The sequence below is a fragment of the Alkalihalophilus lindianensis genome (assembly GCF_032843265.1).
GTDB classification, from domain to species: domain Bacteria; phylum Bacillota; class Bacilli; order Bacillales; family Bacillaceae_D; genus Alkalihalophilus; species Alkalihalophilus lindianensis.
Genome location: NZ_JAWJBA010000001.1, coordinates 513,563 through 527,778, shown reverse-complemented (window position 1 = coordinate 527,778; position 14,216 = coordinate 513,563). Strand labels below are relative to the sequence as shown.

General features: G+C 37.5%; 16 protein-coding genes. 6 read left to right on the top strand and 10 right to left on the bottom strand.

What is annotated here, in order from left to right:
- Window positions 1–6: 6 nt before the first annotated feature.
- Window positions 7–1,101, bottom strand: a complete 1,095-nt coding sequence (locus RYX56_RS02925) for a DUF3866 family protein (protein ID WP_317120637.1) — start codon at window positions 1,099–1,101, stop codon at window positions 7–9.
- A gap of 205 nt (window positions 1,102–1,306) precedes the next feature.
- On the opposite strand from RYX56_RS02925, the gene RYX56_RS02920 reads away from it, so the two are divergent.
- On the top strand, window positions 1,307–2,002 hold the full coding sequence (locus RYX56_RS02920; RefSeq protein WP_317120636.1) for a YqjF family protein: 696 nt from the start codon (window positions 1,307–1,309) through the stop codon (window positions 2,000–2,002).
- A gap of 59 nt (window positions 2,003–2,061) precedes the next feature.
- Here the strand turns inward: RYX56_RS02920 and RYX56_RS02915 are convergent, their stop codons facing one another.
- Window positions 2,062–2,577, bottom strand: coding sequence for a TlpA disulfide reductase family protein (locus tag RYX56_RS02915; protein ID WP_317120635.1), 516 nt, complete (start codon window positions 2,575–2,577; stop codon window positions 2,062–2,064).
- 218 nt (window positions 2,578–2,795) lie between these two features.
- Here RYX56_RS02915 and RYX56_RS02910 point away from each other — a divergent pair, with 218 nt between their 5' ends.
- Window positions 2,796–3,632, top strand: coding sequence for an undecaprenyl-diphosphate phosphatase (locus tag RYX56_RS02910; RefSeq protein ID WP_317120634.1), 837 nt, complete (start codon window positions 2,796–2,798; stop codon window positions 3,630–3,632).
- A 29-nt stretch (window positions 3,633–3,661) separates the two neighbouring features.
- Here RYX56_RS02910 and RYX56_RS02905 read toward each other — a convergent pair whose 3' ends face one another.
- Both RYX56_RS02905 and RYX56_RS02900 read right to left on the bottom strand, forming a co-directional pair.
- The gene (locus RYX56_RS02905) at window positions 3,662–4,597 is read right to left on the bottom strand and encodes an AEC family transporter (RefSeq protein ID WP_317120633.1); all 936 of its coding nucleotides are present in this window, start codon (window positions 4,595–4,597) and stop codon (window positions 3,662–3,664) included.
- Between the two features lie 79 nt (window positions 4,598–4,676).
- Entirely contained in the window at window positions 4,677–5,315 is a 639-nt protein-coding gene (locus RYX56_RS02900) for an SDR family oxidoreductase (RefSeq protein WP_317120632.1), read from the bottom strand.
- Between the two features lie 147 nt (window positions 5,316–5,462).
- Here RYX56_RS02900 and RYX56_RS02895 point away from each other — a divergent pair, with 147 nt between their 5' ends.
- Both RYX56_RS02895 and RYX56_RS02890 read left to right on the top strand, forming a co-directional pair.
- Window positions 5,463–6,089 carry a pyridoxamine 5'-phosphate oxidase family protein gene (locus RYX56_RS02895; RefSeq protein WP_317120631.1) on the top strand — a complete coding sequence of 209 codons (627 nt, stop codon included), beginning with the start codon at window positions 5,463–5,465 and terminating at the stop codon, window positions 6,087–6,089.
- A gap of 48 nt (window positions 6,090–6,137) precedes the next feature.
- On the top strand, window positions 6,138–6,548 hold the full coding sequence (locus RYX56_RS02890) for a hypothetical protein (RefSeq protein WP_317120630.1): 411 nt from the start codon (window positions 6,138–6,140) through the stop codon (window positions 6,546–6,548).
- Window positions 6,549–6,610: 62 nt separating this feature from the next.
- Here the strand turns inward: RYX56_RS02890 and RYX56_RS02885 are convergent, their stop codons facing one another.
- Window positions 6,611–7,567, bottom strand: coding sequence for a CobW family GTP-binding protein (locus RYX56_RS02885; RefSeq protein ID WP_317120629.1), 957 nt, complete (start codon window positions 7,565–7,567; stop codon window positions 6,611–6,613).
- Between the two features lie 126 nt (window positions 7,568–7,693).
- On the bottom strand, window positions 7,694–8,242 hold the full coding sequence (locus tag RYX56_RS02880) for a DUF2179 domain-containing protein (protein WP_317120628.1): 549 nt from the start codon (window positions 8,240–8,242) through the stop codon (window positions 7,694–7,696).
- A gap of 242 nt (window positions 8,243–8,484) precedes the next feature.
- Between RYX56_RS02880 and RYX56_RS02875 the strand changes: the two genes are divergently transcribed.
- Together RYX56_RS02875 and RYX56_RS02870 are read left to right on the top strand one after the other, a co-directional pair.
- Window positions 8,485–9,513, top strand: coding sequence for a permease (locus tag RYX56_RS02875; protein WP_317120627.1), 1,029 nt, complete (start codon window positions 8,485–8,487; stop codon window positions 9,511–9,513).
- A 30-nt stretch (window positions 9,514–9,543) separates the two neighbouring features.
- Entirely contained in the window at window positions 9,544–10,503 is a 960-nt protein-coding gene (locus RYX56_RS02870; protein ID WP_317120626.1) for a TIGR03943 family putative permease subunit, read from the top strand.
- A gap of 44 nt (window positions 10,504–10,547) precedes the next feature.
- Here the strand turns inward: RYX56_RS02870 and RYX56_RS02865 are convergent, their stop codons facing one another.
- The 4 genes from RYX56_RS02865 to RYX56_RS02850 all read right to left on the bottom strand — a co-directional run bounded on the left by RYX56_RS02865 (window position 10,548) and on the right by RYX56_RS02850 (window position 14,213).
- Window positions 10,548–12,167, bottom strand: coding sequence for a carbon starvation CstA family protein (locus RYX56_RS02865; protein WP_317120625.1), 1,620 nt, complete (start codon window positions 12,165–12,167; stop codon window positions 10,548–10,550).
- Window positions 12,164–12,703, bottom strand: a complete 540-nt coding sequence (locus tag RYX56_RS02860; RefSeq protein WP_317120624.1) for a DUF8052 family protein — start codon at window positions 12,701–12,703, stop codon at window positions 12,164–12,166. Before RYX56_RS02860 ends, RYX56_RS02865 begins: the two co-directional genes overlap by 4 nt.
- A 14-nt stretch (window positions 12,704–12,717) precedes the next feature.
- On the bottom strand, window positions 12,718–13,020 hold the full coding sequence (locus RYX56_RS02855) for a CC/Se motif family (seleno)protein (RefSeq protein WP_317120623.1): 303 nt from the start codon (window positions 13,018–13,020) through the stop codon (window positions 12,718–12,720).
- 254 nt (window positions 13,021–13,274) lie between these two features.
- Window positions 13,275–14,213, bottom strand: coding sequence for a carbohydrate kinase family protein (locus RYX56_RS02850; protein ID WP_317120622.1), 939 nt, complete (start codon window positions 14,211–14,213; stop codon window positions 13,275–13,277).
- Window positions 14,214–14,216 lie beyond the last annotated feature (3 nt).

Below are 14,216 nucleotides of genomic sequence, written 5' to 3'. Positions count from 1 at the left end.
TACCATTCATTCTCCCGCTATGTTAAAGCTAGTCAGTAAGGAAGCTACTACCGACCAGAAGAAAGCAGGGTCCTCCTGATAGGATCTTCCCATTGTTTTGATCACTCTAGAAGATTGATTCAGTGCCTCTTTAGTTAGTTCAACTACTTCTTTTTGGTCAACCCATCTAATTTCCGGCTCGTTAAGTGCTTGTTTTAAGGACTCTAGCTGACGAACAACTACCTCATGATCCTCTTTATCAAATCGAGGCAATGCTAATAATACTTTTGATAGTGTCGCTTGTTTCAGAGGTGTTAACGTATGATGGCTAATACCTTTATGTCGTTCTCTTTTCTCAGCAAATGATACTCTCGGAATCCAAAGAGGGAGCCCTTTAAGCGCAGCAACATTATTCGACCAATTCGCCAATGACATTCCTGTAAATCCGTAATAAGTACCCGTACCAACTACTCCAGGTCCAACAGAAATCATAATGACATCCGCCTTAAGATGGGTATAAGCAAACTGAAGAGCTGTTTGAATGGTGATTGCTTCATACGTTCCGCCAAAAGCTTGACCAACTGTAATCGTTGTGAAATTTTTTTCCTTCATTAGCGCTCTCATATGTTCACTAAAAGCCAAGGGCAGCGCCGCTTGATCGTCAATAATGACACATACAAGTGCATCTTTTTTTATAACTTGTGAGCTTGCATACACAAGAGGAATCATACTATGTAATTCACCTAGTAAAATAGGCTTTCCATTTAACGAAAACGGTTGTAAAAATAATGAGTGAAACGGACTTTCCTGCGCCTCAATCGACAACACCTGATGCTGCATAGGAGTGTAGCGCAACTTCAGAATATGTCCAGCATCACCTGTATACGGAACATTACCCGGTTCAATTTTAGCTACACTCTTTACAAAATCATAGCCACCCGTCCCTAATTTGAGTGAAGTAGCTGTACTATTTAACAACACCTTATCTCCAATTTCTACTTTCCCCATTAAAGATTTATACAAAATGGCTTGTTTTCGGGGCGATGCTGTATGCAGTATTTGAATGGTATCATCTTCATATTCAATCGACTCCACTTGCGACCAGTGTTCTGCAAACATCATACTCCCCCTATCATTTCGAGTCTTTCCTTATAGTATGAATGGATTAGAACGTATTTATTCTTTTTTATCGGAACCTATCTTAATCCACACATGCATCAGTGCGACTGATGCATGTGTTTGTGTGAAAAAAATTGCTGTAAGGGTTTAGAGAAATTAAAAAAATGAAATATAAGAGTAAAGAGGTAACAGGAATGGAGAGGTGTAGATGTTAAAAAAAGATGCAATAGCCATGGTATCTATGAATTGGGAAAATGTTTTATTTGCGCACTGGACAATGCATCCTGAAGTGGTGCAAAAGAAGCTGCCTAAAGGGATGAAAGTGGATACTTATAATGGAAAGGCGTATATCGGAGTGGTGTCTTTTTTAATGAATAAAATTCACCCGACTATATTGCCTGAGATGATAAGCTTTTCTTTACCTGAGATCAATGTTCGGACATATGTAGAAGTGGATGGGAAAAAGGGGGTTTTCTTCTTCAGTCTCGATACTGAAAGTAGGATGAGTGTGCTTGGGGCGAATATTTTTGTCGATATGCCTTATTATTATTCTGACATCCACATGGAAACAAAAAAGGATCAGGTCTTTTTTGAAAGCAAGCGTAAATCAAGTGAAGCCATATTTAAGGGAAATTATTTACCTAATGGAGAGGTCTTCAAAGCAGAAAAGGATTCACTTGAGTTCTGGTTAACAGAGAGGTATCGCTTGTACCAGACGAAAAAAAATGGAGAGATTCAGTACGGTGACATCAAACATGAACAATGGCCGTTGCAATATGCAACATTAAGCGTAGAGAAAAATACTTTGGTCGAAGCAGCTGACTTCAATCTGCCAAATAGTCAACCTCACCTTCTTTACAGTCCTAAGGTTTCTGTTGATATTGGTCAAATTAAAAAGTATTAGAAACCTATCTCCTGCTACTTTCATTCCCAGTAGAAAAAGCCGAGTAGCATGTACTCGGCTTATAAAAGTGGGCCTATCAATTCTTCTAACATTTGATAATTTACTTCACCGGCGATGACATGCTTTATTTCCCCATCTCGATCAATGATAAAGCTTGTCGGGAGCACACGTATTCCATATCGGTCAGACACGACACCATCTTCATCAAAGAAAACCGGTAAAGTAAGGCCCATTTCTTCTATAAATTCAGGTGCATCATTTAACGTGCGTTCGTACGTTTGCATATTGACGGTCACAACATCTAAGCCCTGACTATTATAATCGTCTTGTAAAGACATTAGATCAGGCATCTCATCACGGCATGGCTCACACCAAGATGCCCACATATTTAACACGACTACACGGCCTTCATATTCACTAAATTCGGATTGATGCCCATCATTGGTCGGCAGCTCAAAGTTTTCAGCGATCATACCTACTTCATTCCCTACCTCTTGGCGGTCCATGGATAGGGTCGTTACCACCGCTAAAACAAAAGCAATCACGAGCACAATGAGCGTTCTTTTTCGTTTCATGTATTCACATCCATTCTCTAACACGTTCTCCACTTAAATCTCTCTATAGTATAGGAAGTTATTTATAGAGTAGCAAGGAACAAAATAGTGAACGTATGATGGAGTTATTGGACAAACACTTTTCTATTAGCTAAAAGTTTGCTAGAATGAAGCAGTTATTAAACTAGCAAACAAAACTACTTACACATTTTATCTTCACAAAAGGAAGGAACTTGGTTATGTCATTAATTGAAGCGATTATTTTTGGAATAGTTCAGGGAATTACTGAATTTCTTCCAATCTCAAGTACAGCTCACATTATTATTACTCAAATGTTACTAGGGTATTCTTTCCCAGGGTTTGGCTTTGAGATCTTTCTCCATCTAGCGTCTATCTTGGCAGTTATTATCTATTTTAGAAAAGACTTAGTAGAAGTGATTGTTGGGTTCTTTTCATTCTTAGGTAATCGTTCAAAAGAAAATCGTGTTCAATTTTTATTTGGACTCTACATTGTTGTTGCGACGGGTATTACAGGCGTTTTAGGGATATTACTCGAAGGTTCAATCGGGAATTTCTTAAAAACTCCACCATTTATTGCGATTGCACTAGCTACAACAGGATTATTTTTGATTATTATTGAGCGTTTCTTTAAATACGGAAATCGCACAGTGGAAAATATGACATTCCTTGATTCAGTCATTGTTGGATTAGGACAAACACTAGCAGTTATCCCCGGAATTTCGAGGTCAGGAGCAACGTTAATTACAGCTTTATTTGCTGGGTTAAGTAAAGAAACTGCTGTTCGTTATTCATTCTTACTCTCAATTCCTGTAATCCTAGGATCATCTGTGTTTGCAATTGGAGATTTTGCTGACGGTTCTTTAGTAGCAGATATAGGACTTCTTTCATTAGTTGTTGCCTTCCTTGCAACCTTTATCTTCTCCTGGTTAGGGATAGTATGGTTAATTGAATTTTTAAAGAAAAGCAAGCTAATCTACTTTGCTATCTACTGTTTTGTAGCTGCTATTTTCATTTTCTTTTATTTTGATGCCAACTTTATTATGGAGCTTGAATAAAGAAAAGCGATTCCTATTGGGATCGCTTTTTATATTAGCCATAAAATCATTCCATAAAATAGTGGAATCGTCACTACGCAGAACATCGTGCTCAGTGCAACCACTAAAGCTGCAAACTTGGCATCTCCTCCATACTTTTCTGCAAACATTGAAATCGTCGGTGCTGATGGTGTTGCAGTGACTAAAATAGCGACCCCAATTACCGTAAGAGAGATTGGCAGATACAAAAACGGAAGTAGGAGCATTGGAATAATAATAAGTTTGGCTAGCACAGCCAACCAAATATACTTTGAAAATAGAATAGATTTATAAGCTGAAAGAGAAATCCCTGCCAAAAGACTTCCAATAAGCAGCATTGATAATGGCATCGTCATCTCCCCCAGTGTTAGAAGCAAAGTGGAAACTGAAGGAGGCCAGCTAACAGGTAACATCATAAATACTAAGCCTACTGTGGTGGCCAAAACACCAGGGTTGACTAATAGTAACTTCATGTTAAGCCTTTGATAGCTTCTTGCTACTAAATAAATGGCATAGGTCCAAATTAAGAATAGATAAAGCAACATAAAAATCGCTGTATATAAAATACCTGTCTCTCCAAATAAATGGTAAGTAACGGCATATCCAATAAACCCTTGATTACCAAAAATTATTAAGGCCTCGTACACCCCTTTTTGTTCAGAACCAATTGAAGATTTTTTCCTCATCACATACCCAACAATCGTTGCTGTACCAAGAGCATAAATGGATAAACCGAATAAAAGAATAAACTCAACTAAAATATCAGACGTAACTACAATATCCATCGCATAAAGAATTAAGGCGGGAAGCGTTATATATAAAATGACGTTTGTAATAACTTGGTTTGACTCTTTAGGTAGAATAGTATACTTTCTTGCAATAAAACCAATGCTTGCTATAGCTAATAAAGCGAGCATTTCATAAAAAAGAACAAATACTCCCCCCATGCAACCACCTCAATCTATATGTATGAAGGTAAATAAAAAAAATGAGTAAGCACATTTCTTGTGCTTACTCATCATTATTTTAAACGCGATCTAATGCATCCTCTATAGGTGTATCTCCATTTAAAATTTCAAAGGTCTTACCAAACGTATTAACACGATCAACAACACCAGCTAAGACTTTCGCTACATCTGCTCTAGTTATCGTCGTATCACGAACTTCAATTTCATGTTCTAATTTAATGTTTCCAGTAGCTTCATCATCTGTTAAGCTACCCGGTCGAACAATGGTATAGGATAACCCAGATTGTTTTAAGTAATCATCTGCGATTTTTTTAGCAACCAAGTAAGGTTTAATACGGTCGCTGCTATCTGGATCCACCGTCCCCATTGAGCTAAGCATCACAAATCGCTTAACTTGATATTTCTTTGCAGCATCGACAACTTTCATCGCACCCCACATATCAATTAAAATCGTTTTATCAGCACCCGTATGTCCACCTGAACCTGCTGCAAAAATCACTGCATCTACTCCATCAAAAGCATGATCAATCTCATCTTCTAAATCTGCAATGACTACCTGATCGGCTCCTGCATCCAAAAGAGATTCAGTTTGTTTCTCATCTCTAATCATGGCGATTGCTTTATGGCTTGTTTGACTTAATTCAGTAATGGCTTGTTTAGCTACATTTCCATTTGCTCCAACTACTAGTACGTTCATAAAACTTCACTCCTTTTATCTATATCCCTTATTCGTTTCCCTAAATAAGTTATTTTTAAACTTATTTGCTAGCTCGCTGTTTACGCAATCAGCAGAGTAAAGTAAGATAAGAACTAATCAAATAATTCAAACAAATAGGAGCGGAATATGGATATCAATACACAATCGCTCGTTCATTCAGTTGATGAGCTAGAAGAATTGATTGGTCAGCCCAGTCCTTTAGCTAAAAATAAAGTGATTTCCTACTTAGACTCACATGTCATTGATTTTTTATTAAAATCACCTTTTGTCATTCTTTCTACCTCTGATTCCAACGGTTTTTGCGATGCCTCGCCCCGTGGAGATGCCGCTGGCTTCATTAAAGTCATTGATGACCATACGTTCATCATCCCTGAGCGACCAGGAAATAAACGACTTGATTCGATACGTAACATCTTACACAACCCTAAAATAGGTTTACTATTCCTGATCCCTGGTTTAAATGAAACATTACGCATTAATGGATCAGCATTTATCACAAAAGATCGATATTTATTAGAGCAGATGAATGTAACAGAAAAGACACCAAAGCTTGGCATTATTGTGAAAGTAGACGAATGTTTTGTTCACTGTGCAAAAGCATTTATTCGTTCTAATCTATGGGATTCCACAAGTTGGAAAAGTGAATTACCTAATGCAGCTAAGATACTCGTTACTCATGCTAAAAGCTTGCAGACAAATGTGAAAAAAGTTCAAGAACAACTAGAGGAAAGTTATACAAAAAGATTGTATTAAGTTCTCTTGTTAGAGCAATTATCAAGTATTATAAAAGGAAGTGGATAAATGAGCTCATTAAATGTTGATTGGAATGATACAACTCATTCGCTGAAAGTAATAGACCAACGTCACATCCCCCAAAAAGAAGTTTATCAAGAGCTTCAATCAATTGAACAAGTATGGGAAGCAATCACTTTTCAAAAGATCCAAAAGCATTCAGAAGTTGAAGTAGCCTCTGCATTCGGGTTAGTGTTGTGGAGTCAGTTTAAGCAATCAAATCAACTTGACTTATTTTTAGACGAACTCTGCGCAAAACGTGATTACCTTTGCACAAGTAAGCTAGCGAAAGGGCCTATTTCTACTAGTGTCAATCGTGTAGTTACCCGAGCGCTGAGAGCTCATTCTGTTGAGGAAGCGAAACAGATCTGTTTAAAAGAAGCAAAAGCAATACAATCTGAAAAAGAATTGATGTCCTGAGTTTACATGCAAAATAGTACAAAAAGAAGCGAAGCTTAAGAGCTCCGCTTCTTCCACATTATTTATTCAACAACCTCTTCCCTAAAAGAATTTATCAGTTCTTCCTTATTTAACCCAATTCCAATAAATATCATGACAAACTCTTCATGAGAAGACGTAGGTGTGAGTTGAAGCTGCTTCGATGCATATTGAAAATTATAAGCTTTCGGGGTTTCACTTAACTGTATCATCCCTTTTGCACGTACTAACTTTTCATCATGCTTTTTTAACCATTTTTCAAATTTCACTCGATTTACTTTTCCTACATTGGAAACTTTAATTGCTTGGAAAGAATGGTTGTGATGATGATGGTGTTCGTGTTCATCTTCCTCAGTATGATGAAAATTCATTTCATCCCATTTAAATCGTGTAGCAAATAAGTCCTCTTCTTCAATAAGCCCATTTGAAGCTTCAACGATCGGGGTCTGTTCGCTTTTACCACTCCGTACCTTCCTTCTCACTTTTTCTAACAATCGATCACTCGTTAAGTCGATTTTATTCAAAACAATTAAACTTCCAAGTGTCACCTGCTGTTTTAATAGTTCTCTTACTTCCTTGGCACTTTGAAACCTACTCTGATAGTCTACGTATTTACTTGCATCAATTACACTAATAACCGATTGCAATTTTACTCGGTCAATTAATTGAGGGTGAGTTAGAGCTTCAATTATTTCCTCCGGGTTCGCAACTCCAGTGCCCTCAATGAATAAGATATCTCCTTTATTTTCTGTATGTAGAATTTGTTCAAGCTCACTTCGCATATCATCTTGAATCGTGCAACATATACATCCATTTAAAAGTTCAACCATTTCAATGTCCTTAAATAAATGACGTTCTACATTGGTTTCACCCAATTCATTCATTACAATGATAGGCTGCATTCCTTTTGCCTTGGCTACCTCAATCATCCTTAGTAGTACCGTTGTTTTACCACTTCCAAGAAATCCTGTTAGAACATACGCTGGAATCTGTTTGTTCACCTCTAACACCTCACATTCTTTTCTATTAAATTAGCATAAACACCACTATAAATCAAAATCATTCTTATTTGCAACAATAAAAAGAACATAAGGACCGCTAATCGCTAACCTTATGTTCTTCATTTATTAAGCACTCATTTTCTTTTTCAAGAAATTATCCTTGCGTTTTTTCATTGCTTTTGTAATATAACCGCCTTTAAAATTACGAGGCTCAAATGAGACAATAAATGCACTTGGCTCATATGAATTAACAATGTCAATAAACTCGCGTTCTCGATCTCTTCTTGCTGTGCAATCCAATCTAAAACGTGACGAGCTCATGCCTTCTACCTCAGCAGTAGAAACACTAAAACCTACTTCTCTTAAGCGATTTGTTAACTCTTCATTACGTTGCATAATATTAACTTCAATCGTTACATAGCCAATTGCAAGCTTTTGCTCAATAATAGCACCTATATAAAGACCTACCCCAAAACCTAGCGCATATGATGCCATATTTAAATAGTTGGATAAGTCACTGAACACTAGTCCTAGTGCTCCAACATAAATAATACCTTCTAGCATCCCCATAGCAGCTGCTTTTTCTTTCATCCCCTTAACCATCATAATCGTACGTAAGGTTAAGACTGGCACAAATAACAGTTGCGCAACAAAAATAATTAAAGCCTGAACCATGTTCAATCACCATCCTTTTTCAAATATCCATCGGGCAACTCCCGTAGTGTAACAGGAAAGCTTCCATGAATCTAGCACTTTTTTTCGACGTTTTTCGCTATTTTTTCAATCCTGTTACGAATTCGAATCTTCTCCCTTTTTAAAGTTCAATTATGATAAACTATCAAAGGAACTCTCATAGATATTCCCTTCTCTACATAAGTTAATGAATAGACTGTTTAAAGGAGTCGATACCACCTATTATGAAAGTCCTCAGAGCATTTATTTCGTTTGGCAAAGACATGATTGGATTTGTCTTGCTCTTACTATTTTTAATTTTATTTTTTAACATTGAATCATTCAAAAATGATCAAGCAGGTCTTGGTGTACCGGATACTTGGTTAACGGTAAATACGATTTTCCTAAGCATTGTTATTGAAGCCGTACCTTTTATTTTACTCGGTGTATTCGTCTCGGCTTTAATTCAAATCTATGTAAAAGAAGAATGGATTCATCGCTACTTGCCTAAAAATGCTTTTGCTGCTCTCTTACCCGCTGCGTTTTTAGGTGCTATTTTCCCAATCTGCGAATGTGCCATTGTTCCGATTGTGCGCAGGTTAATCAAAAAAGGGATGCCTCTTCATGTAGGGGTTGTCTTTTTGGTAGGGGCACCTATTTTAAATCCTGTTGTAGCCGCTTCAACATACTTTGCTTTTCGAACAGACCTTACCGTCCTCTATGCCCGAATGGGACTGGCTTTTCTCCTCGCCATCCTTATAGGAGCTATTTTATATGTGATTTTTAGAAATAGTGATCAACTCAAATTATCTAAAGATGAATTAATAGGAGTTCAGCCTGTTGAGCTACAGACCCCTAAGCGGAAAATGAATCGTTTTAAACAAACACTCTATCATGCTTCAGATGAATTTTTCTTAATGGGTAAATACTTAATATTAGGAGCTTTCATTGCTTCGTTATTTCAAACGTTCCTAGATAGAGAGATCCTATTAACAATTGGTAGCAATGAGTGGTCTTCGACTGCAGTAATGATGGCTTTTGCTTTCTTACTTTCCCTTTGTTCAGAAGCGGATGCATTTGTAGCTTCCTCATTTGGAAATACCTTTACAACTGGTTCATTGATTGCCTTTTTAGTGTATGGACCTATGCTCGATTTAAAAAATACGATCATGTTATTTGCTTTCTTTAAAGCTCGTTTTGTTGTCACATTTATGATCGTTGTAACAGTATCAGTATTTGCTGCTGTCATGACCTTTCAATTTTTAGTCCTTTAAGATAAGAACTTTAGTAGGAGGTGTTTTAATTTGAAGAAAGAGACGGACTTAGGATTTCATGCTTATATACGGGGAATTATATTAATTGGGTTTGCGCTATTAATGCTTGCCTTTATTATTACCGGTAACATCCGTTACTACATTGCGACGAATATGATGCCATTTATCTACTTTGCAACAGGAGTGTTCTTACTACTAGGCGTGATCCAAATAATTAGAAGTACATCTAAAGGGCAAGAAGAAGAACAATTATGTGATTGTGGTACTGATCACAGTATGGAAGGGTCAGCCGTTAGAAAACTTTTCATTTATTCTATATTCATAGTACCTATTATCCTTGGATTTGTTTTACCAGATAAAGTTCTTGATAGTAGCGTCGCCCAAAATCGTGGGATCCAATATGGATCTGGTATCTTAACAAAACCGACTGCCCAAGGTGCAACTGAATCCACTTCTTCTTCTACTTCTAGAGCTGAAGCTTACTTAAATGATCCAGATGGCTACATGGATAATTTAACGTCTGAACCTGATGAGACCGATGAATTTAGTGCAGATGAATTTTATACCGAAGAAGGATTTAACTCTTATTATGATGAGCTGGCTGAAGAATTACTTCAAGAAGATCGCCTAGTTGTGACCGAGGAAAATTATCTAGATGTTATGACTGTACTGGATTTACATTTGGATCGTTTCGAAGGAAAAGAAATTGAAATGGTAGGTTTTGTTTACCGAGAACCAGATTTTGACGATGATCAATTAGTGGTAGCTAGATTTGGGATGACATGCTGTGTCGCGGATGCTTCTGTATATGGAACGATGATTGAAACGAGCGAGGCAACACACTATGAAAATGACACATGGGTTCACATTAGAGGCTCAATCGGAAAAACGATGTATAATGATTTTCACATCCCTCTTATACACCTTGATAAGATAACAGAGGTTCCAGAACCTGAAACACCATATGTCTTCCCAAGCTTCGGAATATAAACGTAAAAAAGACGAGTCATTTACTTAAAATGACTCGTCTTTTTTTACATTTTAACTGTTCGATCTTGTTCTTCTTTCTCTGTCAGTGCTCTCCAGCCTTCAATAGCTAGGAAAATACAAAGAATAAATAAGACAAACGCAGAGCCGAATAACAACCAGTTATTTGCGACAAAGTTATTGTACATAAGGACCCCAAGTGCAGCAACTGTCACAAAGAACATGAAGAACATTGGGATAATTACATAGAATGTACGTGCTCCAGTCTTCTTTAGCCATACCGCAACTGCAAGAAGAGCTAATGCACCAAGCATTTGATTAGCTGAACCAAATAGCGGCCATACTTGACTCCAAGTTCCAGAGAGGGCAAGGGCTGCAGCACCTACAAGTCCAGTAGCAGTTGCAATGTGTGAGTTTTGGAAAGCCTTAGGTGCACGATCTTCTGAAATTTCTTGAACAGCATACCGTAGTAAACGGGTTGCCGAATCAAGCGTTGTTAAAAGGAAAGCAGAAGCAGTTAACGCAGCAAATGTGACAGCTGTAGTTTCTGGGATACCCCAGAATGACATGAAGTGACCGATCCCTGCAGCAAATGTTCCAATTGGACCACCAAGTGCATCCATTCTCGCTGCGAACTCTGCTTGCGATAGATAAGCCACTGAACCAATGGCAATGATTGCAAGAAATGCTTCTAGCAACATCCCACCATAAGCGATGAACTTTCCGTTTTTCTCATTATCAAGCTGTTTCGCAGTAGTACCAGATGAAACAAGGGAGTGAAATCCAGAAATAGCTCCACATGCAATCGTAATGAATAAAATCGGGAATAAAAAGCCCATTGTTTCATGACGGAATCCTGTGTATGCAGGTAATTGAATGGTTGGAGATGCAATTAAAATACCAATAACAGCACCAATAATCATTCCATACAATAAAAATGCATTTAAATAATCACGTGGTTGTAATAATAACCATACTGGCATAACTGAAGCCACGTACGCATAGCCTAGTAGAATAAGTGACCACGTTGTCGCGCTTAAGTGAATCGGGAAGTTAATACCTACCCAGATCGATAAGAGCATAGCAATAATACCAAATACACTTGCAATAACTAGGTTGACACGAAGCTGGTTGACAAAGAATCCAAAAATAAGAGCAATTCCTAAGAATAATACTGAAGCTGTAGCTGCTTCAGGCACAGAAACGAATGTGTTAGCTACAAGGATCATAAATACGCCGACCACAAGAATTAACGTAGCAATCGAGAATGTAAGAAATAAAATTTGTCCTCTTCCACCCATATACTCTTTAATAACAGCACCAATTGATTTAGCTTTATGACGAATGGATGCTTGTAGGGATGTATAATCGTGCACTCCACCAATAAAAATACTTCCGATAATAATCCACAGTACAGCAGGTAGCCATCCAAATACAACCGCTGTGATCGGTCCTGTGATCGGTCCACCTCCTGCAATAGTAGCGAAATGATGCCCCAATAAAACCGGTTTTTTCGCTGGCACATATTCGACGCCATCATTTACTTCCACAGCAGGTGTAACACGATTCGGATCAACTTTTAATTCTTTTTCTAAAAAGCGTCCATAAATACGATAAGCGAGTAGTAAAATCACACCTGAGATCATCATTAATGTTAAAAAGTTCATACTCTAGCTTCCCCCTTTAGTAAGGCATCCTCAAATCCCTTAACAAACTCTCTACCTTTGTTATTTACATATACTTTTCTCTCTGTTAGGTCGACAATGGCAATATATCGATCTGCCCACCCATGTAAACCATAATTTAAGAATTGCAGCTTCCGTGCCTTCCTCACCTCCTTCATTACCTTTTTATCTACTGGTTGATTGGTCACAATAAATCCGACAAAATACGTTGACATATGATCGCGCTTAGCTGGTACAAATTCCTTAATCCGTGTATCAATTTCTTTTGCAAATTGCTTAATGTCTTCAGTCGAGATACCATTTGCTTGGCTCTTCACAAACGCATATTGTTGATTTTCTACACTCCACACTTTAATTGTTTTAGTCATAAGATATTTCTCATCACGTCGTTGAAATTCTGCATAAAAATCTAATTCAGTCTTCCCAAGCTTTTCTTCACGATACACATTGAATTGCATCGTATACTGGTTAGCCATTTCATTAATAAATTCTTTCATTTCAATATTCTTCATTACCATCACCTAACTCCTCATTAAAATCTCTGTAAGCCTGATGCTTGTAATCTCTTGATCCAACCAAATGAAGAAAGGTGGATTTGTAATCCTTTTTCTTTTAGAGGAAGATTCGGCTCAAGTAGCAATTCTATTTCTTTATGCTGAATTTTCTGAAATTTATTACTACCACTAGGTCTCTTGGTTGACAAAACTAATTCAGTAATGCCTCCCGTACAACAAGACGCATTCCCATGAAATAATGAGACGAATAAGGTACCTCCTTGTTCGTTGATATAGTCATATGCCTTTTCTGAGATTGTAATAGGAACATCCGAAGCCAACTTGATCACCTCTTACTGAAACATGCCTTCTTTTGAAGCATATTACCTTATGCCTAATAGTATTAACAATTTTCAAACTTTTCTACCAACTATTTATCATTATACAAAAATAGAAATAGAAAACAAGGGTAAGTTGAAGAAATTGTAGGATTTTCTAACAATATCGACATATTCTGAAGACATAATAGAATTATTGGTGATTCTTCATAAATAAACCCTCGAACAATTATCGGTGTTCGAGGGTTTATTTTTTACTAAAGTTCTTTTTTTACTTCTTCTAATGTAGGAAGTGCCGTCATTGCACCACGCGTTGATGCAGCTAACGAGCCTGAAACAGATGCAAATTGAATGATTTCTTTCCATTCCTGCTGTGAAAGTTCAATAACTTTCTCGCTCCGCTCACTAAGTTGGTATAGAATACCTGATACAAAAGCATCCCCTGCACCAGTGGTATCAACGGTTTTAACCTTTCGCGCCGGTACATGCAACGTTTCATTTTTTACATGTATATAGCTCCCTTTGCTTCCGTATGTAACTAAAAGAACGGGAATTTCATATTGAGCTAACTTTTCAATTCCTTTTTGAAGCTCGTTTTCCCCTGTGATAAAGTGTAATTCATCATCAGAAATCTTTACAACATCTGCTCCACGTAACATTGAGGTAATTGTCTTTTTTGCTTCTTCTTCTGAAGGCCATAACCCTAAGCGTAAATTAGGATCGTATGAAATAATGAGGTTGTTTTCTTTCGCTAATTTGACGGCTTCCATTGTCGCACTTTTACTAGGTTCACTTATCATTGAAATTGAACCAAAGTGAAGGATGTTATGTGTAGTAAAAATGTCTGCATTAAGATCTTCTTTTGCTAAAAAGCGATCCGCGCTTGGGTCGATATAAAAACTAAAGTTACGTTCGCCATCAGAATCTAACGTGACAAATACCACTCCCGTTCTCGCTTCCTCTGTTAATATCATAGAAGAAACGTCGACCCCATTCCTCTTCAATGTGTCTTTCATAAAGTCCCCTAGCACGTCCTGACCTACCTTACCTACAAATGTTGACTTAGCTCCTAACTTTGCACACGCTACTGCGACATTTGCAGGGGCTCCGCCGGGGCTTTTTTGATACGTCGTATTATCTGCATCTAATGGGATGAAATCTATTAGAGCTTCACCAAGTGAAATAATCCCTTTCATTCT

What these genes read in the sequence shown, in the direction of transcription:
- RYX56_RS02925 (WP_317120637.1), bottom strand. Translation starts at nt 1,101, where the DNA reads ATGATGTTTGCAGAACACTGGTCGCAAGTGGAGTCGATTGAATATGAA.
- RYX56_RS02920 (WP_317120636.1), top strand. Translation starts at nt 1,307, where the DNA reads ATGTTAAAAAAAGATGCAATAGCCATGGTATCTATGAATTGGGAAAAT.
- RYX56_RS02915 (WP_317120635.1), bottom strand. Translation starts at nt 2,577, where the DNA reads ATGAAACGAAAAAGAACGCTCATTGTGCTCGTGATTGCTTTTGTTTTA.
- RYX56_RS02910 (WP_317120634.1), top strand. Translation starts at nt 2,796, where the DNA reads ATGTCATTAATTGAAGCGATTATTTTTGGAATAGTTCAGGGAATTACT.
- RYX56_RS02905 (WP_317120633.1), bottom strand. Translation starts at nt 4,597, where the DNA reads ATGGGGGGAGTATTTGTTCTTTTTTATGAAATGCTCGCTTTATTAGCT.
- RYX56_RS02900 (WP_317120632.1), bottom strand. Translation starts at nt 5,315, where the DNA reads ATGAACGTACTAGTAGTTGGAGCAAATGGAAATGTAGCTAAACAAGCC.
- RYX56_RS02895 (WP_317120631.1), top strand. Translation starts at nt 5,463, where the DNA reads ATGGATATCAATACACAATCGCTCGTTCATTCAGTTGATGAGCTAGAA.
- RYX56_RS02890 (WP_317120630.1), top strand. Translation starts at nt 6,138, where the DNA reads ATGAGCTCATTAAATGTTGATTGGAATGATACAACTCATTCGCTGAAA.
- RYX56_RS02880 (WP_317120628.1), bottom strand. Translation starts at nt 8,242, where the DNA reads ATGGTTCAGGCTTTAATTATTTTTGTTGCGCAACTGTTATTTGTGCCA.
- RYX56_RS02875 (WP_317120627.1), top strand. Translation starts at nt 8,485, where the DNA reads ATGAAAGTCCTCAGAGCATTTATTTCGTTTGGCAAAGACATGATTGGA.
- RYX56_RS02865 (WP_317120625.1), bottom strand. Translation starts at nt 12,167, where the DNA reads ATGAACTTTTTAACATTAATGATGATCTCAGGTGTGATTTTACTACTC.
- RYX56_RS02860 (WP_317120624.1), bottom strand. Translation starts at nt 12,703, where the DNA reads ATGGTAATGAAGAATATTGAAATGAAAGAATTTATTAATGAAATGGCT.
- RYX56_RS02850 (WP_317120622.1), bottom strand. Translation starts at nt 14,213, where the DNA reads ATGAAAGGGATTATTTCACTTGGTGAAGCTCTAATAGATTTCATCCCA.